The 19,646-nt window shown below is 67.1% G+C and carries 26 protein-coding genes, 1 tRNA gene and 1 pseudogene; 9 read left to right on the top strand and 19 right to left on the bottom strand.

Annotated features, from left to right (window positions below; translation table 11 throughout):
• The first annotated feature begins 469 nt into the window (after positions 1-469).
• Positions 470-808, top strand: coding sequence for a hypothetical protein (locus P9K36_RS18115; RefSeq protein WP_043758460.1), 339 nt, complete (start codon positions 470-472; stop codon positions 806-808).
• Between the two features lie 527 nt (positions 809-1,335).
• Positions 1,336-1,410 (top strand) — tRNA-Gly (locus P9K36_RS18120).
• Positions 1,411-1,839: 429 nt separating this feature from the next.
• On the opposite strand, the gene P9K36_RS18125 is transcribed toward P9K36_RS18120, so the two are convergent.
• Complete coding sequence (locus P9K36_RS18125) at positions 1,840-2,001, bottom strand: hypothetical protein (protein WP_278305631.1); 162 nt, start codon at positions 1,999-2,001, stop codon at positions 1,840-1,842.
• 402 nt (positions 2,002-2,403) lie between these two features.
• A complete protein-coding gene (locus tag P9K36_RS18130) occupies positions 2,404-2,889 on the bottom strand; it encodes a hypothetical protein (protein ID WP_278305632.1) in 486 nt (161 codons plus the stop codon).
• A gap of 223 nt (positions 2,890-3,112) precedes the next feature.
• On the opposite strand from P9K36_RS18130, the gene P9K36_RS18135 reads away from it, so the two are divergent.
• The gene (locus P9K36_RS18135; protein WP_278305633.1) at positions 3,113-3,526 is read left to right on the top strand and encodes a hypothetical protein; all 414 of its coding nucleotides are present in this window, start codon (positions 3,113-3,115) and stop codon (positions 3,524-3,526) included.
• Positions 3,527-3,616: 90 nt separating this feature from the next.
• Here P9K36_RS18135 and P9K36_RS18140 read toward each other — a convergent pair whose 3' ends face one another.
• The 7 genes from P9K36_RS18140 to P9K36_RS18170 all read right to left on the bottom strand — a co-directional run bounded on the left by P9K36_RS18140 (position 3,617) and on the right by P9K36_RS18170 (position 5,964).
• Entirely contained in the window at positions 3,617-3,829 is a 213-nt protein-coding gene (locus P9K36_RS18140; protein WP_278305634.1) for a hypothetical protein, read from the bottom strand.
• Positions 3,829-4,023, bottom strand: coding sequence for a hypothetical protein (locus tag P9K36_RS18145; RefSeq protein ID WP_278305635.1), 195 nt, complete (start codon positions 4,021-4,023; stop codon positions 3,829-3,831). Before P9K36_RS18145 ends, P9K36_RS18140 begins: the two co-directional genes overlap by 1 nt.
• A complete protein-coding gene (locus tag P9K36_RS18150) occupies positions 4,020-4,283 on the bottom strand; it encodes a hypothetical protein (protein ID WP_278305636.1) in 264 nt (87 codons plus the stop codon). The genes P9K36_RS18145 and P9K36_RS18150 overlap by 4 nt, the downstream gene beginning before the upstream one ends.
• A 104-nt stretch (positions 4,284-4,387) precedes the next feature.
• The gene (locus P9K36_RS18155; RefSeq protein WP_278305637.1) at positions 4,388-4,729 is read right to left on the bottom strand and encodes a hypothetical protein; all 342 of its coding nucleotides are present in this window, start codon (positions 4,727-4,729) and stop codon (positions 4,388-4,390) included.
• Positions 4,726-5,046 carry a hypothetical protein gene (locus P9K36_RS18160; RefSeq protein ID WP_278305638.1) on the bottom strand — a complete coding sequence of 107 codons (321 nt, stop codon included), beginning with the start codon at positions 5,044-5,046 and terminating at the stop codon, positions 4,726-4,728. The genes P9K36_RS18155 and P9K36_RS18160 overlap by 4 nt, the downstream gene beginning before the upstream one ends.
• A gap of 11 nt (positions 5,047-5,057) precedes the next feature.
• Entirely contained in the window at positions 5,058-5,351 is a 294-nt protein-coding gene (locus P9K36_RS18165) for a hypothetical protein (protein ID WP_278305639.1), read from the bottom strand.
• Positions 5,344-5,964 carry a hypothetical protein gene (locus P9K36_RS18170; protein WP_278305640.1) on the bottom strand — a complete coding sequence of 207 codons (621 nt, stop codon included), beginning with the start codon at positions 5,962-5,964 and terminating at the stop codon, positions 5,344-5,346. The genes P9K36_RS18165 and P9K36_RS18170 overlap by 8 nt, the downstream gene beginning before the upstream one ends.
• 502 nt (positions 5,965-6,466) lie before the next feature.
• Here P9K36_RS18170 and P9K36_RS18175 point away from each other — a divergent pair.
• The 5 genes from P9K36_RS18175 (at position 6,467) to P9K36_RS18195 (ending at position 10,442) form a co-directional block, all read left to right on the top strand.
• The gene (locus tag P9K36_RS18175) at positions 6,467-7,063 is read left to right on the top strand and encodes a hypothetical protein (RefSeq protein WP_278305641.1); all 597 of its coding nucleotides are present in this window, start codon (positions 6,467-6,469) and stop codon (positions 7,061-7,063) included.
• A gap of 79 nt (positions 7,064-7,142) precedes the next feature.
• On the top strand, positions 7,143-7,679 hold the full coding sequence (locus P9K36_RS18180; protein WP_278305642.1) for a hypothetical protein: 537 nt from the start codon (positions 7,143-7,145) through the stop codon (positions 7,677-7,679).
• Positions 7,680-7,761: 82 nt separating this feature from the next.
• A complete protein-coding gene (locus P9K36_RS18185; protein WP_278305643.1) occupies positions 7,762-9,414 on the top strand; it encodes an AAA family ATPase in 1,653 nt (550 codons plus the stop codon).
• An 11-nt stretch (positions 9,415-9,425) separates the two neighbouring features.
• Entirely contained in the window at positions 9,426-9,668 is a 243-nt protein-coding gene (locus tag P9K36_RS18190; RefSeq protein WP_278305644.1) for a hypothetical protein, read from the top strand.
• Between the two features lie 351 nt (positions 9,669-10,019).
• On the top strand, positions 10,020-10,442 hold the full coding sequence (locus P9K36_RS18195) for a hypothetical protein (protein WP_278305645.1): 423 nt from the start codon (positions 10,020-10,022) through the stop codon (positions 10,440-10,442).
• 8 nt (positions 10,443-10,450) lie between these two features.
• Here P9K36_RS18195 and P9K36_RS18200 read toward each other — a convergent pair whose 3' ends face one another.
• The gene (locus tag P9K36_RS18200) at positions 10,451-11,011 is read right to left on the bottom strand and encodes a hypothetical protein (protein ID WP_278307337.1); all 561 of its coding nucleotides are present in this window, start codon (positions 11,009-11,011) and stop codon (positions 10,451-10,453) included.
• Entirely contained in the window at positions 10,966-11,847 is an 882-nt protein-coding gene (locus P9K36_RS18205; protein ID WP_278305646.1) for a hypothetical protein, read from the bottom strand. Before P9K36_RS18205 ends, P9K36_RS18200 begins: the two co-directional genes overlap by 46 nt.
• 663 nt (positions 11,848-12,510) lie before the next feature.
• Between P9K36_RS18205 and P9K36_RS18210 the strand changes: the two genes are divergently transcribed.
• A complete protein-coding gene (locus P9K36_RS18210) occupies positions 12,511-12,924 on the top strand; it encodes a hypothetical protein (protein WP_278305647.1) in 414 nt (137 codons plus the stop codon).
• Positions 12,925-13,112: 188 nt separating this feature from the next.
• Here the strand turns inward: P9K36_RS18210 and P9K36_RS18215 are convergent.
• The 8 genes and pseudogenes from P9K36_RS18215 to P9K36_RS18250 form a co-directional block, all read right to left on the bottom strand.
• Positions 13,113-13,685: pseudogene (locus P9K36_RS18215) on the bottom strand (DUF4113 domain-containing protein); the annotation flags it as partial.
• 213 nt (positions 13,686-13,898) lie between these two features.
• A complete protein-coding gene (locus tag P9K36_RS18220; RefSeq protein ID WP_278305648.1) occupies positions 13,899-14,102 on the bottom strand; it encodes a hypothetical protein in 204 nt (67 codons plus the stop codon).
• 17 nt (positions 14,103-14,119) lie between these two features.
• Positions 14,120-14,890, bottom strand: coding sequence for a transcriptional initiation protein Tat (locus tag P9K36_RS18225; protein WP_278305649.1), 771 nt, complete (start codon positions 14,888-14,890; stop codon positions 14,120-14,122).
• Between the two features lie 30 nt (positions 14,891-14,920).
• On the bottom strand, positions 14,921-15,853 hold the full coding sequence (locus P9K36_RS18230; protein ID WP_278305650.1) for a c-type cytochrome: 933 nt from the start codon (positions 15,851-15,853) through the stop codon (positions 14,921-14,923).
• Positions 15,850-16,596, bottom strand: a complete 747-nt coding sequence (locus P9K36_RS18235; RefSeq protein WP_278305651.1) for a c-type cytochrome — start codon at positions 16,594-16,596, stop codon at positions 15,850-15,852. Before P9K36_RS18235 ends, P9K36_RS18230 begins: the two co-directional genes overlap by 4 nt.
• Positions 16,597-16,941: 345 nt before the next feature.
• A complete protein-coding gene (locus P9K36_RS18240; RefSeq protein WP_278305652.1) occupies positions 16,942-17,040 on the bottom strand; it encodes a DUF2474 family protein in 99 nt (32 codons plus the stop codon).
• Positions 17,040-18,050, bottom strand: coding sequence for a cytochrome d ubiquinol oxidase subunit II (gene cydB / locus P9K36_RS18245; RefSeq protein WP_278305653.1), 1,011 nt, complete (start codon positions 18,048-18,050; stop codon positions 17,040-17,042). The genes P9K36_RS18240 and cydB overlap by 1 nt, the downstream gene beginning before the upstream one ends.
• Before the next feature lie 12 nt (positions 18,051-18,062).
• Positions 18,063-19,487, bottom strand: coding sequence for a cytochrome ubiquinol oxidase subunit I (locus P9K36_RS18250; RefSeq protein WP_278305654.1), 1,425 nt, complete (start codon positions 19,485-19,487; stop codon positions 18,063-18,065).
• Positions 19,488-19,646: the final 159 nt, after the last annotated feature.

Genomic DNA, 19,646 nt, shown 5'->3' on the forward strand with positions numbered 1-19,646 from the left:
ATCCCGATCCTGAAAATGGGCACCGGATGCAGCACTTCGGCTGCGCATGCGATCACGATGATGCCGGCGCGTCCGACATCGACCGGTCCGCGCCCGAGGATGGCATTGAGCCGCCCAACGATCTTGCAGCGAGGCCTGCGGACAAACGGGTCACGCTTCCCTGATTGTCTCCGGTCTCCTGCACGGCGAGCGCCCGCATCGCGATGGCGAGCATCGGAAAATATCTGCCCCGACCGCCCTCCGGACGACACGGAATGGCCCGGGGTACGGTCGCGGGTGAACGGATCAGATGCGCGACGAGCCGCCTCTCGGGGAGAAAGCCGCACGGATTTGTGTCGCAACGCTAACGGGATGTTCATCGCATCTCGGACCGCGAGCCACCATCCGGTGGATCGCCTGCTGCCGTTAACCGCTGGTTAGGCAGCCGCCCGTCTCAATCCTTCGATCACAGGATCGCAGGAGACTGGCCATGGAGATCCGTCCGCTGACACCCCCGACGCCGGGGCCGCAGGGCCTCGACGCCCTCGGCGCGACGGCCGCCGCCGCCGTGACGCAGGAGGCCCCGGTGCCCCAGAGCACATCCGCGCCCCTCGAACCCGCGGTGAAGCTCGACATAGGCGCAACCGGGGGTAAGGCGCGCTACATTCAGGACCCGGACACGAGCACGATCGTCTTCCAGGTGGTTGACCCCGCGTCCGGCAACGTGATCGATCAACTCCCCAGCGAAACCGCTCTGCGCAATCGTGCCTACGATTCCGCACGCGGCACGCAGGGGGCACAGACCGGCAGCCTCTCCCGCGTCGCCTGAATACCGTCGGTCAGACGCGCAGCCAGCGGCCCGACGCAGCGGGCGGGGCCCGGGCTGGACCGCGCCAGGGACGGGAGAGCCACCAGAGCAAGCCGCCACGCGACGAGGAGGCTGTTCTCGACAGGCGGCGCCGGGGCCGGGATTCCGATCGACCGGCTTCGAGACGACGAGCTCACTGCCGTCCAGGGCACACAGAAATCGCGCTGATTCGCGCGCATGGCCATGCAGGGGTCGGATGCCGGGCCGCGAAGTCGGGGATCCGGGTCAGCGCCTCCACCGGATCGCAAGGCGTTACCGAACCCGTCGAGCCTTCGCCGGGCAGCGCAAGGAATATCACCTTCGGAACCGTGATCCTTTCACGTGCCGCGGTCAGGTCGCGTGAGATTTTTCGGGCCTCGTAGCCGCTATGAGAGGTTCCCATGCGTTTGACGCCATCGCCGTCGAACTGCTAAACGGTCGGCGCACATGAGGGCTTGGGACCGGTCGGATCGACCGTCGTCAACGCCGGATCCGGACCAGTCATGTGGGCGGGCGTAGTTCAGTGGTAGAACGTCAGCTTCCCAAGCTGAATGTCGTCGGTTCGATCCCGATCGCCCGCTCCATTATCCTCAGCGACTTAGCCTGTGGATAGCTGCCCTCATGAGGGCGTGATACAACTTTGATACAACGGTCGGGCTCAGCAAAGCGGTCGCGCGCTGATTCGGCGTGGGTCCGCCATGTCGAACTCCGCCCCCCTCGCGCGAAGGATAGGCAGTCACCATCCCGGAGGCCGCCATGCCCGCCAACGCCTACCTTAGCCTGACCTCGCTATCCAGGACGCGGCCCCATGCCGTGCCCGAGGACGTCCAAGGATTCAGGCGGGAGGACCCGGCGGGGCGATGCACGACCTGCCGGCACCACGCCCGCATCAAAGGGCCGGGGCCGGCGACGCGCTACACGGGCGAACCTGGCGTGGCCGACGTCTGCCTCGCGTACCGGCGAGAGCTCCTCATCGCGCGACCGACGACAAGGCCCTGCGGGCGGTTCGCGGGCTAGAGGTCCTTCAGGGCCTCGACGTCCTCAAGCGTCATGCCGAGCTCCCTGCGCAGCAGGGACTGCTCGGCACGGATGGCCTCCTCGCCCAGCGGCTTGGCAAGCGGCGTGACGAGCCAACTCCAGAGGGTTTCTCGGCGCTTGACGGTCACTGCCCTCACTCCACCGTCCTGCAGAAGCACTAGCCTCTGATGCCGGGTCATCGTCACTCGTCCGGGCCTCCCCCCGCGAGCTTCGATGTATGGCCCGCCGTATGGAAGGGGAGAATCCTCAGACAGGAGCCAAGGCCTCGGGTCTGCGGGGCGCCAGAGCTGAACGACCGTCGCGAAATGGTGTCCCCGATGCCGGACCTTCCAGGCCTCATACAGGCGATGCGCCAGTTCCTCGCGAGCCCAATCGGTGAGTGGCGCGCGTTGCCAATGCCGGTCGGATTCCAGCTCGATTCGCGCCGTGAAGCGCCAACTCTGGACCTTGATCCTGTACTGCCGGAGTTCGTCCGTCGCATGGGACGATGGCACCGGCAGTGAGAGGATGTCGCGCGGGAGCCAAACCGGCATGCCGACTTATCGCTCCCCGCCCATCTCTGCGTCGAGCATCCCTGCGGCGCGCCGCGAGATGTTTGCCGAATTGACGTTCATGCCGGCGCTGAGTCCGACCAGCGCCGACTTCAGGAGCGGCGAGACCGACGCGGCCGGGCAGTCTGCCTCGTCCTCCCCGATGAGCTCCTCGATCCAGTCTGGGTCGAGCTCCAGACCGGCGAAGCGGCGGACAGCAGCGCAGAACTTCTGTGCCCCCCCGTGGTCCCGGACCTTCGCCCGCAGGATTGGGATGATCTCCTCGTCGGGCATGTCGTGCATGACCTGTACGCTCTGCCTCAGCATGTAGAGGTGCCGGTAGACGAGTTCGAGCGTGTGCTCCGCGGCCTCCCGTTCGTAGATGTCGAACTCGGAGCGGAGGGCGTCGTCGGCCGCGGCCTGCCGCGCCTTGACCTTCCCGATGCGCTCCAGGAAGTCAGTCGTCTGGAATGTAGCGTCGCCGTCTCTCAACATGTGCTTCCTCCGTCGATGGAGAGCACCCTGGACGACCCAGATTACCTGAAACCGAATCACTCAAAGCCAAGGTTCGCCTTGGTTCGCCCCGGCTGACCGGGTTCGCTCGAATGCTACGGACCCTTGCAACGTCTCGGTCGCCACATCGGCAATCGGGCGGGCCGGCTCAACTACGCCCTAACAGTTGCCCGCCACGATGGGGGACGATTGCGAGAGGGCTGCCATGGACATCACGGATATGACGAACTGGCCATCGAAGAAGCTCCGGGAGTTTGTCCGGGAGGCGAACGAGACCACGGACGAGGTGCTTGCTACAGGCGAGACGTGGGATGCGTTCATGCGCCGGGTCTCGCATGAGTACGACGTCATCCGGGTGGTATGGCAAGACAAACGGGGCCGTGGCGGATGCCACTTCGGCGTGGTGAAGGGGCGCGGACTGCTGATGCTCATCAGCCAGGGCAAGAAGAGCGTCACCCTGCGCAGCCTGAAGTTCCGGGTGAAGGACTACGACACCGGCTACATGATGTGGGCGATGTACGGCGATGGTCGGTCCACGCACCCCGATGCGGTCGAGCGGGTGGACGCCGCCGCCAAGGATGCTTTCCGCGCCGCGTACGAGCGCGCCAGGTCCTCGTAGCTCCGGACGCCCCTCCCCCACACGACCGCCTCCCGCATCCGGCGGGGAACCGTGGGCATGCCGGGCGGACCGGTCGGAGCGGCTGCCGGTTCACCCCTCGCATGGGGGCTTACCGAACAGGTGGTCGCCTACGCGCTGACCGGCGCGCCACGCCGCTTTGGCGTAGAGGGGCAACAGGGGCAGCGCGACAACGTTGCCGACCGCCATGCTCTGCCCGTCTGTCATCAGCGGCGGCGCGGGCCCCGGGTTGCCGCCGTCCGGCAGCGTGCGCCAGAGCAGGTAGAGGAAGAAGGCGTCGCTCATCAGTTCAGCGTCCCGACCGGGCCGGCGTACTCCTCCAACACAACAGTCTCCCCGCCGGCCGGATGGAGCGCGACGCTCTCGCACCGTGGGCACCTGACCGCGCCGTCCTGGATGCGGAGTTGGCCGAAGCGGAGCCGGGTCGAACACGTAAGGCAGCACCAGGTCTGCGCCATCACGTCGTCGTCCTCGTTCATGCCGGTGTCCCTTCTCGCAAGGCAGCCTCGATGGCCTCGGCATGCCGCATCCCGTCGAGCCTCTCTGACTGGCGGGCGCGCCACAGTGAGATCATGCCTGCGAGCTTCCTGTTGGCTTCGGCCGGGGAGAGGCGGTTCCGGTTGCCCTGGCCCGTCAGAATGTTGACGGCCTCGTTGGCGTCGATGCCGCCCCGCTGCATGAGGCGGATCAGGCCCTGTCCATGGTTCGCCCTAGCCTGCTCCCCGTGGGGAAAGATCATGTCCTACGGGATGCCGATGACGACGCTCTCGCAACCTGCGTCCCTGAGCGCGCGGACCGCCTTGGCGTCGATGGATGCCGAATGGATGGGGTAGAGGCTCTCTGTCATGCCGAGCTCCTGTCCTGCCAGTCCGGGTTGACCTCCGCGAGGTCGCGCAGCAGGGACCGCCCCTTCGCCGTCGGGGCGACCTGCTCGTAGGACCGGGCCTGCCGGAACCACACGCGGATTCCCCGGTGGCTGCCCCGCCACGACGCCAGGACCTCCTCGTAGACGTCACCGGCCAGCACGCCGTGGCGGACGCACTCGGCGGCCGTGGCGTGGGAGCAGTCCTCTTCCATGAGGGCATCGAGCACCCGGTTAAGGAGCCGGCGGTCCGCGTCCGGGACGGCGTGCGCCTCGAACACGGGGGCCAGTCGGGTGAGCGTCAGGGTCTCGCGCTCGGTCATGCCGCCTCCTTCAAGGCCGCGACGCAGCCCTCCGCCGTCGACAAGCGGGACGGTACGATGATGCGCGCCGGTCCCGGGTCTCCGGCGAACGTCAGTCCGAGCAGGCCCTCGGGTCCCCAGGCGAGCTCCGGCTCGCACTCGGACACCCACAAAGCCAGTATCCGGCGGACCTCGGCGTCGACGGCGGCGGCGAGCTTCCGCCGCATGGCCTCCATCGGGGCGGCGGGGAACGGCGGCCGGGGCCGCTCCTCCGGATGATAGATGGCTATGCCCCTGGGCGGCGCGAGGCGAAGGGGCGTCTCAGTATAGAAGCGCATCGCTCTCCCCCTCACGCTGCCGCGGCGCCGATCAGCGCGCGGATGTCCCCGGCTAGTTCGGCGCGCCCCTCGGTCACGCCGGCGTCCCGGCCGGCCCGCTCGCCGGCGGAGAACGCCAGGAGCAGCGCGCAGAGGAGCTCGATGCTCGGGTCATCCCCGACGTCGCTCTTGCGGACGATGAACAGGGGGCGGTCCCGCTTCACGTCGTGGAACAGCCAGGAGCCGGTCCACCACATCGAGGGGTTCCGCCAGTCGAAGTCGGCGACGATGACGTCGTCACCGAGGCGGGCGAAGGGCTCAGCCATGGAACGACCCGCAGGCTGGCAGGTCCGCGTCGCGAGTGCGCCTCCGTGCCCGCGCAGCGGCCGCCCGGCGCTGCTGGCGGTTCATCCCGGCCTGGGCATGCCCCATGAAGCGGCGCCCCCATTCCTCGCCGCTCATGCCCTTCATGGCTCCCCGCACCATCCGGCGCACCGAGGCTTCGAGGGCATCCTGCTGGTGTTCGACGAAGGAGAAGTCGATGTGCCCGTCGGGGCTGACGAGTTCCCCCTTCACCGCCCGTGCGGCCTCGTACTCGCGCTGGGTCATCCCCTTGATGATGTCGTTGACCCGCCGGGCCGCGGCGTCGAAGGTGGCCAGATCATCGGCGAGCACTTCCTCAGCGGTCGAGACCGGCGCGGCCTGTAAGGCTGCGGCCTGCTCGGGCGTGGCAACCGACACTGTGAGCCCGCCGAGGCAGGGGCCGCCGAATGCCGGCTCGATCCTCACCCCCTTCTCGCGGGCGCCGGCGAGGAGTGCCCGGTAGGCCGCCTCGTCCGCGCAGTAGATGCCCGGCGGGATCGCGCCTGGGAGCGCCTCAAACGTTGCGGGGTCGAGGTCGGCGCGGTCGTATGCGCGCTTGTACCAGACAGTCGGCATGGTCAGGCGTCCCCCAGGAATCGCGAGGGCCCCCGTCGCCCTGGTCGGCAACGGGAGCCCTCATGCGGGCGCAATGCCCATCACGGATTCTATGTGGAAACCGCGATTCGCGTAGTCGAGAGCCATTGACGAGACGAGCGGCGTCCCCAATTCTGTACCGACCGCTAAGGCGCGGCGTCCTCCCGGTGGGAGGGCAGACCACTCGGTGTCAACCAGGGTTTCGCAATCGCCGGTTGCTCCCGTTCGCGGGGGCGCAGACCTTGCGGGAACTCTTAAAGCCCGGTCTTGGAAAGTCTCCTCCCGTCCGCGGGAGGGCAGATCAGGCGGCATGACACTCGTTTTCGCAGATGACCTTCCTCCCCGCTTGCGGGAGGGTAGACAAGGCCCCGTCATCGTCCGGGGCCTTCTACATTTCGGGCCCTTGCTTTCCGTTCTGTGTCCACCATAATGGACATTGTCACCGGCTTTCGCGCGGTGGCAGAGGCCAGAAGGATCGAGCGCCATGCGCCAAGACAACCTCGACACATCCCTGCTGACGATAGCCCAGGCCAAAGATGTCTGGTGCCCGGATGCGCGCGTCCTCCAGCAGGAAGTCTCGCCCGTCTACCCGGGCATCGACGGCGCGAACCGCCTCGCCACCGCGCCCGCGTCCTGCAACCGGGCGAGCCTGCGTGAAGTTAACAGCGTCACCATTGAGCCATCGAAGGCCGCCATGTGCCTCGGTGACGGGTGCATGTTCTGGCGCTGGCACGATAGCGGCCCCCGCCCGCAGGCGACCCGGGACCACCACCATGACACCCTCGCCGACACCCCCGGCACTCGCCCCGGCGGTGCCTGGAAGTGCAACGTCGGGACGTACGACTGCGGCGACCGCGAGTGGTTTGACGACGTTTACACGGCCTGGATGGCGGCCACGTCGGCCGGCGGTCCGGACAGCATCCGCCTCGCCGACTACCCATGCGAGTGGGCATTCTTCCCAGACGACCTGCCCCCGCGAGGGTACTGCGGCAAGGCAGGCCACCCGCATCAAGCGAGGCTCCTCGAAGCCCAGCTTAAGCTCCTGCAGCACCAGCTCCACGAACACCGCCGGGGCGAGTAACGGCCCGGTCCACGACACCACCGACCATCCAGGGGCGGTCCCGGCCGGGGCCGCCCTTTTGCACGAATCGAGGCACGTCATGCGCATAGACCTGAAACCCGTCAGCCAGCCTACGGATGGGGGCATCGCCGTCGGCACGATCGACGGCGCGCCGCTCGTCTACTACGCGCGCGTCCCGACCGTGCGCGGCCGGGAGCTCGCCCATATCGACATCGCGGACGCCCTGAAGGAGGCCGTCGACGAGGCGGCCGAGGCCCTGTGGGGTTCGGAGTGGAGCGGCCCCCTGTCCGTCGCGACGGGGCTCAACCGCCGGTCCTGCTCCAAGGACCGGGTCTGGCGGTATGGCCTGCCGCCGTGGGCGCTCCGGTTCCTCGGGGCCGCGTACCGGCAGCCCAACCCGCGCGCGGTCGGCGATTTCCTGTGCGGTCTGGCGCGGGCCCATGACAGCGACGCGCTGAAGAAGGGAGGCCCGGTAGCCCGATCCGCGCCGACGCGCGAGGAGTTCATCGCCGAGGCGCAGGCGCGCCTGCTGCAGGCCGTGGATCTCCTCCACACAATGCGGGTCGCCCGCGTGCAGGCACAGGCCCGCGGCCGGGACGAGGAAACCGATTCTTGATGTGTACCGCTTAAACAGGTGGGCTTGGCGTCAGGTCACTCGACCGGCGCTGCGGACCTAATCTCCCACGCTGGAGTGACCGATGACCGACCGCGTCCCCGCCTTTGGGTTCCCCCCGACTTTGCGCGAACTCCTTTGTGGCGCCGCCCCGTACGGCGGTAGCGCGCACCGGGACCTGTATTGCTACCTCGCCTACACTTGGTCGGCGCTTATTGCGCAGGACCGGAAGACGCTCTGCGAAGACGTCGGTGGGTCATGGGCGATGGTGTACCTGCTTATCGCTCTCTGGAAGTCCTGCGCGACGCTGATCAACTGCAAGCAGGACGCCTGGGAGCCTGACCATGAGGTCTTCCAACAGCGCCTAGCCGTGGTTTGGCTGGAGCTCGGCCGGTTGCTCGACAAGCGCCCGGCTGAGGATTTCGAAGTCGACTGGCACGCTGGCGTGTCGAGCCCGCTCGACCAGCTCAACGGCCGGGTCACCCTCCATCTCGCGATGCTGGGAAACTCGGCCGCGGTCGATGCCATGCCGGACCTGCTCTGGATGTACGCGCGTCGGGCGCAGCCGGGCGACGGTTTCGTCGAGCTTCACGCAACTGCAATCGGCGCCGAGCTCGACGACGGTTTCTATCGCCTGCGCTGGAACAGGGGTTACGACGGCCTGACCGACGTCCTCGGCCAGTGGCGAGACCGCGGGATGGATGCCATTGCGACAATGGCCCTGCTCGCGCGGGGGCAGATCCGTGACGCGGTCGTCGAGGCCGTGCAAGCCCGGCCGGAGCCGGTGGCGACCCTAGCGAAGATCCGTAAGCAGGCCGCCGAAGCCGAACAGGCCGCCCCGGAGCCCGAGGGTCCCGGGCTCGTCGTGGTCGCTTCAGTCGGTCACCTGCCTGGCAACGCCAAGGACGGTGAGAACAAGACGACGAACGCCTCGAATCCCCGTTCCGAGTTCGCCCCCATCGCGGGCAAGCGGCTGCCGCTCGTTCCGGTGCCGGATCTCGCGCGCGTGCAGCGCGTCCTGGCTGCCGAGTTCCCCGACGCCGCCGGCATCGTAGCGAGCATCCTCGCGCCGGTCGCGGGCCGTCCCTACGTGCGACTTCCCCGCCTCCTCCTTCGCGGCGGCCCCGGAACGGGAAAGTCCCGGTTCGCGCGGCGATTGGGCGAGGAGCTCGGCCTGGACGTAACGGTCTACGGGTGCGCGTCCGTCTCAGACGGGTCTGTGATCGGGACCAGTCGAATGTGGGGGACGGGCCGCGCATCCGTTCCGCTGCAAGCCATCAAGCGCGCCGGGTCCGCATCGGTGCTCGTCGTACTCGACGAGATCTCCCGTGCGGGGACGAGAGCGGACAACGGGCGGCTGACGGACGGAATTTTGGCGCTCGCCGAGCCCGAGACCGCGCGCGCCTACCACGACCCCTACCTGGAGTGCGCCACGGACTTGTCGGCTGTCTCGTACATCGCCACGGCGAACGACACGGCAAACCTCGATCCGGCGCTCCTGTCGCGATTCCGCGTCGTGGACATGCCTGCGCCGTCGCTCGCCTCACTGCCCGTTCTCGCCCGCAGCGTGGTCAACGAGCTCCGTCGCGAGCGGGGCCTCGACGACCGTTGGCTGCCCGACCTGACGCCCGGTGAGCTCGACATGGTCGGGGAGCACTGGCGCGGCGGGTCGGTCCGCACGCTCCAGGCCCTCGTCGAGTGCGCCGTAGACGGCCGCCTTGCCGGCCCGGCGAACTGAGGGAGGCGAGCATGAACAGGCAAGCGCACGCCCCCGTCTTCGACTTCTTCCGGGATGCCCCCAAGGGGTACCGGCTCTCCGGCGCGGTCGACTACCGCGTCGGCCCGGTGCTCGACGAGTACCTCGGCCATCTCGCCCGATGCGTCGCCGACGGAGAGGTGACGGTCGCCGAGGGGCTCGTCCTCGGCAACCTCGTCGTGAAGTTCGCCAGCCGGTGCGCATCCCTCCCGGAGGCGCGCCGGGAACGCCGGTGACGGACGTCTATCGGTGCCTAACCCGGCGGACGGCGCCATGGTCGATCCGCGAGGACGGCCGCGTCGTCAGGCATGCGGCCTTCCTGGCACTCCGGGACGTGTCGTTCCGCGTCTCGGCCGCCGGCGTCGCCCGCATCCGGGCCCGCCGTCAGCGCGAGGTGGTCGCATTCGCCCGGGGCGACCTCGCCGAATCCGGGGCCGTCCCCGACGGCGCGGTCGGGGTCCGCTTCGACCCGTACCGCGCCTCCGCCTTCCTCCTCCCGGACGGCTCGCCCATCGCTGCAGCCGCCCTCGTGTCCTTCCTTCCCGACGGTTCGTGCTGGGCCGTCCCCGTCCCCTCGGAGTGTCCCCATGCGTACTCTCGTCGCCTTCGCGCTGATCATCCCGGCCGCCCGGGCCGCCGCCGTCGAGCTCTGGCCTCAGCCCGATTCCGGTTGGCGGTATGCCCTCGTCGTCCCCGCCGGGCTCGGCCGGGAACGCTACGGCTACGTCGACGCCGATCCGGCGCCGCCCGGCGGCTGGCGCGTGACCGTAACCTGCGGCCTCCAGGATGCCCGTACCGGCAAGGTGCTCTCCCGCGTCGTCGGGCTGGGCACGTCGAACAGGGGGCCATCCCCGGGCTTCGGGGGGCAGTGGTCGTGGCCGGGCGGAGCGAGCGCTTCGTTCGTGATCACGCAGAGCATGCGCCGTCCCGAGGCGCTGCGCTTGCCTGCCGAGTTCACGGCACCCGAATGCCCCCGCCGAGGGATGGGCGACCTAAGCACGGGAGATTGAACGTGGGCCTATGTAGCGGCTTCTATGGCCTTCAGGTCCACCTGAAAGTCGTAATGGCCGCCCTCGATCTTCGATCTGGCTTTCTCGAAATACTTTTCGGGTGGTGTCACGGATGCGCTTCGAACGACGTCCATCCTGTCCATCAGCTCGGCCAAAGCGGCCTCGGCCTCCTCAGCAGTCCCCAACGCGGTGATGTTAGCTACCCGGCGAAAGCGGTCCTGAAGCGCTTTGAATTCCGCTGCCAGCCGGGCGATCTCGTTGACGCTCGTCTGAATGTTGAGGCCGTCTGAAAGGGCCGGAAACAAGCTAGCCCCGAGCGAGAGTGTGGCGACCACCCACGCCGGGACGACATCCTGCAGCACCGTAAAGCTCGCAAGTGCGCCAAGCACGATGGGGGCTGCGATGAAGAACTGCCGCTGTCGACGGACCTGCCGGAGCCAGATGAAGAGCGACGTCGACGTCCACAGACAGGACTCGGACTGCCTCATAGCCTCCTTCGCGACCTCGATGCGCCGCTGGACACTCACAGTACGTGTATCGGTATCCTTGCCCCGAAGATCGTCTGCCATTCCTGCCCCGCAGTAACATCGTAATCGAGCCGCTCCCACTCGCACGCTGTCTCAGCGACAGCCAGAGCAGCCTTCGCCTTCGGGAGCCAGTCGGCCCCAAGCCAAATCCATTCCCCCGTGCCGGGGATCAGCAAGCCCGAGCTCGCCCTCCCGACGAGCGCCCGAAGGAAGTCCCGCACGAACCAGTCGTAGTAGTAGTAGTCCTGTTGCGCGTACTGATAGGTGCTCATGAATTCTGCAACCAGGAGCTCGATGACATATGACTTGAGCGGGACATTTTTCTCACGCTTCCACATCTTCATCATCTTCGTCAAGGCGCGAGTGTTGCCATTCGTCCGGGTATCGATGTCCTCGATCATGGCGATCTGCGCAGCCGGATCGACGGTCTTCCATTGTCCCCCGTCATTGGTGTCTGGCATGAGGTACCGCCCGCCGGGAAGGTCGAAGACGGGGATCACTTCGACAGTGATGGTATTGAATTGGACCATCACCACCTGCCCGTCACCTCGCATGTCCGTCTGCGGGTAGGCATCCAAGAGGAAGGTCTTCACCTCTTGGAGTAGCTGCGACTGGCGGTTCCCGGTCCGAGCCTCGAAGCGTTGGAGGACCGCCGAGGCGAACTGAACCATAATGTCGATGTCAGCGCTTGGGCGGACCTGGGTCCTCTTGCCCCAGGAGCCAACGATGAGCAGCGGCGGCTGGTCCGAAACGCGCCCGTTGTAGGCGCGCTCCAGGTCCTGGGTCACGCGGACCGCTTTGCCGATGCCGTCTTCTAGCTGCTCGCGCGTGAGGTTCAGGTCCTCGTGGAAGGCCCGAAATCGCTGCCGTACTGCCACCCACATGTTGTCACCCCTGCGCCCAGCATGGGGGAGCCGAGGTCCGGTGGGAACGCCGGGTGATCCGTCCGCCGGGCGTCATCCCCAGCGGGTACCCCAACAGAAAGGGCCGGCCCTGAGGTGGGAGCCGGCCATGAAACGTAGCGAATCTGCGTTTGCTACCGATTAGGTGCAGGGGTCACAGACCCGGAAGGAATGCCTGGGACGGCGGGCGGACGCAGTCGTAGGCGTAATGCACTATGCCTTGCCGTTGGTCTTGGTCATTGGGCGCGGCTTCCCATCGAACTGCCGCGGCGAGACGCCTTGGGCTGTCGACTGGGGAAATAAAGCTCTCGGCGGGGGGCATGATGAGGAAGCCCGAGGGCAATACTCGGCCTTCGCTTTCCCGTAGGCTCGGCAAGTGAGCCGTCGGGCGACCCAGGCGACGACATTGGCGATGACCGCGTCCGCCCGGACCTGCTTCACCGCCGAGAGGCCGCTCCGGTGGAAGTCAATCTGTTCCGCGATGTAGAGCGGTCTCAGCGTCAGCTCGAATGCGCGCAACTCCCTGGGGATCGCCACGGGTCTTATTAACCGAGAGGCCTATTGGGACTCGGGCGAGCGCCGTGACGCGTGCAGTGTTTCCTCGACGACCGCTTGGGTGGCCTGACCGAGGAGAGCGCAATGACCGACGATAAGCCGGATGACTGGCCATGGCCCGAACTAGTGAACTACGAACCAGACACGGGATCGCGCCCGCCGGCTGAGGGCTCTTTCGAGACCGTTTCTGACTGGATACGAATGGGCTTCCGGGCCCGGCGCAAAGGGTGGGCCCCTGGAATCTACGTGCGGGCCGTGCACTCAGAAGGCACTTTCGAGCACGAACCGCCGGACGTCATACACATCTGGGCTTACAAGCTATTTCCTGGCGGCGGCGTCATTCTGAAGCCGCGCGAATGGGTTTGGGCGCACCACGACGTCCTAGAGATGGATTGGGAGCGGATACTGCCCAGACCTGAACACGAGGAGGTTATTGAGGAGCGACGCCGCGAAAACGACATTGGATTCGCAATCTTTCGCATTAGCAACCGAGTTTGACGAGCGTCCTAAGTGAAGCTTCAAATCGTGTCGCCCTCTTTGTTTTTCCCCCTTGGTCGAGAGCCTGCCGCTCGGCTACGGCACCCTGTTATGGCCAACCTGCTAAAGTACCAGGTAGGTTGCTTGGAGCTGGCCGGCGGAATGGCGACGACCGTAGGGAGGCCGGCCGAGTTCAGAAGGTGGTCGATCTAGGCTGCCACGGTCGGAAGTTCATCGATCCGGGCAGTACAGCGCGGCGCGCGCATGTCGAATTTGGTTGACCACTGCCGCTCCGGGACGAACCTAGCGCTGCCCGGGACGACGGCTCCCCGCCCAAACCGGCTATTGCGGGCAAAGAGAGCCCATCAGAGCAGCTCCGTGCTCTCGGTCGAGTTGCCCCAGCCCCGGGAACGCCCGCTGCGTACCCGCTAGGGCCAGCAGGTCCGTAGCGACGACCCCGGCCTTGAAATAGCGGTAGCCGTCCCTCCAGGTCTTCCGAACCCCGTGCAGGCAGGCCTTCACGAGCACGAGAGTGTCGTTTGATGCTTCCGGGAGGGTGACCATCGACGAGACCGACCGCTGCGGCCGGTCTCTGTCATGCTCGGAGGTATGGAAGAACACCGTCACGTGGTTGGTCCCGAAGCCGCTGACGCGAAGCTCTCGACGAGCCTCGCGACGTGGGAGGCGACCGCCTGCTCCACGGTCGCGAGGTCCCCGACGCGGTCGGAGAAGCTGCGGGTCACGGCACAGCCCTTCCGGGTCGGGGCGACCAAGAGCAGGTTGGATTGCCGACCGAGCGCATCGACATCCCGGACGAGCAGAGCGCCACCGGCATCTATGCTGGAGCGGTCGTGAAGGAGGCCGCGCATCCGGCCGAGGCTAAGCTCTAATTGAATTTCCTGGGTGACGACGCGCGAGCGGTCTTCGCCCGCTATGGTTTCGGCCAATACCGGCCATGAGGACCGCGCACCATCGTTACGCTGGGCCGGTTCGCCTCATCGGCGGACCGGCGAGGCCTTCGGGCTGCGGGACAGGGCGCGGTTGAGCTTGCGCAAGGCGCGGTCGTCGCGAGTGCAGAGATCGTGGGCGAAGGCCTCCTCAAGATAGGCCGCCTCCGCCGATCGTTTCGTCCGGTCGGCGGCCTCGACCTCCGTTACCGCGCCGAGGACGAGGATCCCGACGAGAAGGCGGGCGCTCATGCGCTGCACTATCGGCCTCACTTCGCGTAATGAAAGCCGGCCTGCTGCAATTCAGGCAGCGTGCCGACGGCGCCGGGGGTCAGGACCACGCCCGGAATGAGATGGTTCGTCAGCTCCGCCGCCAGCGCATCATGCGAGAGCTTGTCCGGGTTCAGATCGCGCCGGATGAGCGTCCCCGCCTGTTCCCAGATTGCGTTGTGACACGAGAGGAATACGACGCCACGGGCCATCAGCGCCGGAATGGTGTTGTTCTCCGGCGAGAACATCCCCGCCGGGTCCTGGTAGTTCGCGGCATAGGCCTGAGCCGCTTTCTTCGGCACGATCAGCGTATTGGTCTTGAACGCCTCGCCCGCGAGCTTGGTGAGTTGATACTTGTCCCACATCGCTTGGTCGTAGAGAGCGACATTCGCCGATCCGTGGGTCGCCGAGGTGGCCAGAAAATCGGGATGCTTGAATGACCAGACCTGATTGTTCAGGGCATTGCGTATGAGGTTCAGCCAGGGCCCGCCGATGTCGGTGTTGTCCCAGACCTGGCGGGGGCCACCCTTGTAGGCGATCACCTCCGAGAGGGCCTCGTGATCCCAGAGATCCGGCCGGTCGAGGATCATCGTCACGGTCTTGAAATCCCGCCGACGCGGGGCCTTCGCCAGACGATCTGTGAGGTCCCGGAGGGTTCGGCTGCCATCGGGTAGGTCGGCGTTGGTGGTCGCTCCGGCGGGGCGTGCCTCCGCCAAGCCAGCGGCGAGACCGGCACCGAGGGCGAGCAGGCTGCGGCGTTCGAGGGTCATGACTGTCCTCTCAGGGGATGCAGTTGCGGTTCAGCGCGGCACGGTCCCGGCGGGCGGTGCCGCCTCGCCGAGCGTCACGCCGTCCACGGTCTGCCCGTAGAAATCGTAAGGGCTGTCGTGATGGGCCTTGCGGGTCGCCGCGAGATCGCCGGTGAAGCGTGGGTCCTGCGGTCGCTCGCGACTGTCGATATAGGCGGCGACGTCCCAGGCTTCGGCATCGGTGAGGCTGTTGCCCTGGCTCAGCGGCATATTGGCCTTGATGAAGCCTGCCGCGTTGACGACCGAACTCATCCCCGCGCCCCAATTGTAGGAGCGGGCTCCCCACAGTGGCGGGAACACGACCGTCCCGTCCGGGCTCGCCTGCCCGGCACCGTCGCCACCGTGACAGAGGGCGCATTTCGCGGCGTAGACTTCTCGCCCATGGGCTCGATCGAGGCCCTGGGGCTTGGCAAGCTTCGGGTACCCTTGCCCGGGAAGCTTCATGCCTACGGGAGCCCCGTGAGCGAGGAAGGCGGCATAGGTCTCCAGCGCGACCAGGACGGGATCGCCCAGTGGGGGCGCCTTGCCGTTCATGCTGTAGCGGAAGCAGCCCTGAAGCCGCTCGGCGAAGGTATTCACGTGTCCGTTCTTCGCCCGGTAGGCCGGGTAGACGAGATAGGCTGCCCAGAGGGGGGCGGAATGGCCGAGGCGGCCCCGGTCGAGATGACAGTTCGTGCAGCGCAGATCGTTTCCGACGAAGGCCCGCGCCTCGGCGCCCGTGTCGCGAAAGATGCGCTCGCCCAGGCGAATGACCTGGCCGAAATCATCGTCGGGGATGACGGAATTGGGCTGGGGCACGAATGGTGGCGCGGTTGTCTCGGCCCCTACGGGACCGAGGGGCGTCAGGGCCGCGAGGCCCCCCATCACCGTTGCTAGCGCGAGACAGGCCGCGGACCGTCCGGTGAAGCGCATTATGGGGTTCATCGGCCCCCTCCGATCGCCGTGGCAGGGAGAGCGGCGTAGTAGGCGGCGACGGCGGTGGCGTCGTCATCGCTCAGCCGGTCGGCAATCCCCTTCATCAGCCCGAGAGGATCATTGCGGCGTGTCCCGGCTTTCCAGGCGGAGAGCTGCGCCACGAGATAGGCGGCTGGCTGGCCGTTCAGCGCCGGAAAGGCTTCGCCGACGCCCTGCCCAGCTGGGCCGTGGCATTGTGCGCAAGCGGGCAGTGCCTTCGTCCACTCACCAATCTGCGCCAGGATTCGGCCGCGGTCGGATGCCGTGTCGTCCGGCTGCGCTGTCCCGTCGGGCGGCAGGGCGCGGAGCCCGGCATAAAAGACGGCCAACGCCCGCCGCTCCTCCGGTGTCAGGCCTTGGGCGATCGGACCCATTATCTCATTGTCCCGGCTGCCGTCGGCGAAGCTGTGGAGCTCGTGTGCGAGGTAGCCCTCCGCGAGGCCTGAAAGACGGGGAAACCCGCCCTCGGCACTTCCGCCCCCGGCATCCCCGTGGCACGAGGCACAGGCCGGCACGCCGGCCTGCGTTCCGTTCCGGGCGATTTCGCCACCGTTCATGGCGTGTGCCGGGCAGACAGCAACACACATCAACAGTCCGCCGAATGCGATGCGGACACTCCTGCTCGCCGTCAGAGGCAACCTACGACTCATCGGAAGCACAGCGACGAGCGTAGAAAAGGCAATGTGAGAAATTTTGAACGGCGGTGCATACATGCTGCCATCCTAGCCGTCCTGCTTAAGCCAAGCTTAAGGCGGCTGGCCCCCGCCGAACAAGGAATAGTCACTCAGCACAACTTGACCTAATCACGGCGGTGCGCCGGCACCCCGGGCCGGAAGATGCACTCCGAGAACGACGGCACGAACATTCCTCTGGTCGAACGCGCCAACCTCCGCTCGACCTTCTCCGGAAGCGCGACAGCTGCTGAATCGGCAGAGGCTTCGGCCTCGCTATGGCAAAGGTAGGACTCGGCCCAATCGCGCAAGGGTGCCAACCAAGGACCGTTGCGTTCTGAGGGGTGGCGTGCAGGATTACTGTTGGAATGGGCCGAGCGAGACCTTTCACACCCCCTTGAGCAGGCACCGCAGCGGCAGGGCGACGGCGGTGAGGCTCGCCACGCTCATCGCCCAGATCAGGATAAACCAGCCGAGCCTGCGCATCAGTGGTACCCCGCTTCCGCCGTGACCTTGCCGCGGAAAAGCCAGTACACGTAGGCCGTGTAAGCCAGGACGAGCGGCACCAGCACCGCCGCCCCGTAGAGCAGGAAGGCCTGCGACTTCGGATGCGTCGCCGCCTGCCAGATCGTGACGCTCGGCGGCACGATGTAGGGCCACATGCTGATGCCGAGCCCGAGATAGGCCAGCAGGAAGACGCCCAGCGCGCAGAGGAAGGGCGTGACCTCCTCCCGCCGCGCCAGGGCATGGGCGAAGCGCCATGCCAGGAGCCCGACCAGGATCGGCACCGGTGCGCCGATGAACAGGCCGGGCAGGCCGAGCCAGCGGGCGCGGAAGGGCACGCTGATCGCGAGCATCGTCGCCGAGACCACGGCGATGAGGACCAGCGTCGCCACCGCCAAGGGCTTCGCGAGGTTGTACGCCTGGATCTGCAATTCGCCGTTGGTCTTCCAGATCAGCCAGCACGCCCCAAGCAGACCGTAACCCACCACGAGGGCGAGGCCGGTCAGCACCGAGAACGGCGTCAGCCAGTCCCACCAGCCGCCGGCATAGGCGCGGCCTTCGATTCTGATGCCCTGGACGAAAGCACCCAGCGCGATGCCCTGACAGAAGGCGGCGACGTAGCTGCCCCAGGAAAACGCCCGGTCCCACCAGAGCTGGCCGCGCGGCGTCACCATGCGGAAGCGCATCTCGAAGGCTACGCCCCGGAACACTAGGGCGAGCAGCATCAGGATCAGCGGCATGTACAGGGCGGGCAGGATCGTGGCGTAGGCCAGCGGAAACACCGCGAACAACCCGCCGCCGCCGAGGACGAGCCAGGTCTCGTTGCCGTCCCAGACGGGGGCGACGGAGTTCACCATCACGTCCCGCTCGGCCTTGCCCCGCACCGCCGGGAACAGGATGCCGAGGCCGAGATCGAACCCATCCATCGCCACGTAGAGGAACACGGCGGTGGCGATGAGGATCGCCCAGATGAGGGTGAGATCGAGTTCCATCGGGGGCACTCCTCACTCGGCCGGTTGCAGGTGGGAATCACCTGCCAGGGCGGGCGCGGGTGTGATGCCCGCCGTGCGCACCGGCTGGCCGACGGGCGGGCCAGATTCGTGCGAGCGCGGGGTCTGGTTGAACAGATGGAACAGGTACCAGATGCCCGCCCCGAACACCGCGAAGTAAACCAACGCGAAGGCCGCTAGCGAGGCGGCCACGGCGGGCGCCGCGATGGGCGACACGCTGTCGGCGGTGCGCAGCAGGCCGTAGACTGTGAAGGGCTGGCGGCCGGCTTCCGTCACCACCCAGCCCGCCGTCACCGCGATCAGCCCCGAGGGCCCCATCGCCACGGCGAAGCGGTGCAGCCAGGGCGTCTCGAACAGGCGGCCCTTGTACCGCAGGAAGAGGGACCACAGCCCGAGGCCGATCATCAGCAGCCCGAGCCCGACCATCACCCGGAAGGCCCAGAACACCAGCGGCAGGTTGGTCGGCCACGTGTCGCGCGGCAGATCCTTCAGCCCCGTGACCGTCGCGTCGAGATTATGCGCGAGATAGAGGCTCGCGAGGCCGGGAATGCCGATCTCGTACTTCGTCTCGCCGGCCTGCGCGTCGGGCCAGCCGAACAGGATCGAGGGCGCGCGGGTCACGCTGTCGAAGTGGCCCTCCATCGCCGCCACCTTGGCGGGCTGGTGGTGGTAGCTGTTCCCGCCGTGGAGATCGCCGAGCACCATTTGTACCGGGGCGACGAGAGCCGCCATCCACATGGCCATGGAGAACATCAGCCGGGCGCGGGGATTGGTCCGGTCGCGCAGCAGGTGCCACGCGCCGACCGCGCCGACGATCATCGCCGTCGTCAGGTAGGCGGCCGTCACGGTGTGGGCGAAGCGGTACGGGAAGGACGGGTTGAAGATCACCGCCGTCCAGCTCTCCGGCACGAAGCGGCCGTCGGCATCGAGCGAGAAGCCCGCAGGCGTCTGCATCCACGAATTGGCGGACAGGATCCAGAAGGCCGAGAGCAGCGTGCCGCCCGCGACGAGGCAGGTCGCCAGGAAGTGCAGGCGTGGGCCGACCCGCTCCATGCCGAACAGCATCACCCCAAGGAAGCCCGCCTCAAGGAAGAAGGCGGTGAGCACCTCGTAGCCGAGCAGCGGCCCGAGCACCGGGGCGGTCTTGTCCGAGAAGACCGACCAGTTGGTGCCGAATTGGTAGCTCATCACCAGGCCGGACACGACGCCCATGGCGAAGGCCACCGCGAACACCTTCAGCCAGTAGCGGTAGGTATCGAGGTAGACCGGCCTGTCGGTCGCGAGCCAGAACGCCTCCAGCACCGCGAGATAGCTCGCAAGGCCGATGGTGAAGGCCGGGAAGAGGAAGTGCCAGACGACCGTGAAGGCGAACTGGCTGCGCGCGAGGTCGAGCGCGCTCGGGAGGTGGTCGGCAAGCATCCGTGGGCCCTGCCCCTGGCGGGAATGGGGACGTCCGGGAGGCCCGCCATGGACCGCACCGAACCAGACATGCCGCCGGAACGTCGCCCCGCCTTCATATGCCGCAGTTCGGGTGTGTCAATACAAATTTATGATGCGAAGACCCATTATATATGAAAT

The sequence above is a fragment of the Methylobacterium sp. 391_Methyba4 genome (assembly GCF_029691625.1).
In the GTDB taxonomy this organism is placed as follows: Bacteria; Pseudomonadota; Alphaproteobacteria; order Rhizobiales; family Beijerinckiaceae; genus Methylobacterium; species Methylobacterium fujisawaense.

Coding starts and splice junctions, on each gene's coding strand:
- P9K36_RS18115 (WP_043758460.1), top strand. CDS start 470: ATGGAGATCCGTCCGCTGACACCCCCGACGCCGGGGCCGCAGGGCCTC.
- P9K36_RS18130 (WP_278305632.1), bottom strand. CDS start 2,889: ATGTTGAGAGACGGCGACGCTACATTCCAGACGACTGACTTCCTGGAG.
- P9K36_RS18135 (WP_278305633.1), top strand. CDS start 3,113: ATGGACATCACGGATATGACGAACTGGCCATCGAAGAAGCTCCGGGAG.
- P9K36_RS18140 (WP_278305634.1), bottom strand. CDS start 3,829: ATGAGCGACGCCTTCTTCCTCTACCTGCTCTGGCGCACGCTGCCGGAC.
- P9K36_RS18145 (WP_278305635.1), bottom strand. CDS start 4,023: ATGAACGAGGACGACGACGTGATGGCGCAGACCTGGTGCTGCCTTACG.
- P9K36_RS18150 (WP_278305636.1), bottom strand. CDS start 4,283: ATGATCTTTCCCCACGGGGAGCAGGCTAGGGCGAACCATGGACAGGGC.
- P9K36_RS18155 (WP_278305637.1), bottom strand. CDS start 4,729: ATGACCGAGCGCGAGACCCTGACGCTCACCCGACTGGCCCCCGTGTTC.
- P9K36_RS18160 (WP_278305638.1), bottom strand. CDS start 5,046: ATGCGCTTCTATACTGAGACGCCCCTTCGCCTCGCGCCGCCCAGGGGC.
- P9K36_RS18165 (WP_278305639.1), bottom strand. CDS start 5,351: ATGGCTGAGCCCTTCGCCCGCCTCGGTGACGACGTCATCGTCGCCGAC.
- P9K36_RS18170 (WP_278305640.1), bottom strand. CDS start 5,964: ATGCCGACTGTCTGGTACAAGCGCGCATACGACCGCGCCGACCTCGAC.
- P9K36_RS18175 (WP_278305641.1), top strand. CDS start 6,467: ATGCGCCAAGACAACCTCGACACATCCCTGCTGACGATAGCCCAGGCC.
- P9K36_RS18180 (WP_278305642.1), top strand. CDS start 7,143: ATGCGCATAGACCTGAAACCCGTCAGCCAGCCTACGGATGGGGGCATC.
- P9K36_RS18185 (WP_278305643.1), top strand. CDS start 7,762: ATGACCGACCGCGTCCCCGCCTTTGGGTTCCCCCCGACTTTGCGCGAA.
- P9K36_RS18190 (WP_278305644.1), top strand. CDS start 9,426: ATGAACAGGCAAGCGCACGCCCCCGTCTTCGACTTCTTCCGGGATGCC.
- P9K36_RS18195 (WP_278305645.1), top strand. CDS start 10,020: ATGCGTACTCTCGTCGCCTTCGCGCTGATCATCCCGGCCGCCCGGGCC.
- P9K36_RS18200 (WP_278307337.1), bottom strand. CDS start 11,011: ATGGCAGACGATCTTCGGGGCAAGGATACCGATACACGTACTGTGAGT.
- P9K36_RS18210 (WP_278305647.1), top strand. CDS start 12,511: ATGACCGACGATAAGCCGGATGACTGGCCATGGCCCGAACTAGTGAAC.
- P9K36_RS18220 (WP_278305648.1), bottom strand. CDS start 14,102: ATGAGCGCCCGCCTTCTCGTCGGGATCCTCGTCCTCGGCGCGGTAACG.
- P9K36_RS18225 (WP_278305649.1), bottom strand. CDS start 14,890: ATGACCCTCGAACGCCGCAGCCTGCTCGCCCTCGGTGCCGGTCTCGCC.
- P9K36_RS18230 (WP_278305650.1), bottom strand. CDS start 15,853: ATGAACCCCATAATGCGCTTCACCGGACGGTCCGCGGCCTGTCTCGCG.
- P9K36_RS18235 (WP_278305651.1), bottom strand. CDS start 16,596: ATGTATGCACCGCCGTTCAAAATTTCTCACATTGCCTTTTCTACGCTC.
- P9K36_RS18240 (WP_278305652.1), bottom strand. CDS start 17,040: ATGCGCAGGCTCGGCTGGTTTATCCTGATCTGGGCGATGAGCGTGGCG.
- cydB (WP_278305653.1), bottom strand. CDS start 18,050: ATGGAACTCGATCTCACCCTCATCTGGGCGATCCTCATCGCCACCGCC.
- P9K36_RS18250 (WP_278305654.1), bottom strand. CDS start 19,487: ATGCTTGCCGACCACCTCCCGAGCGCGCTCGACCTCGCGCGCAGCCAG.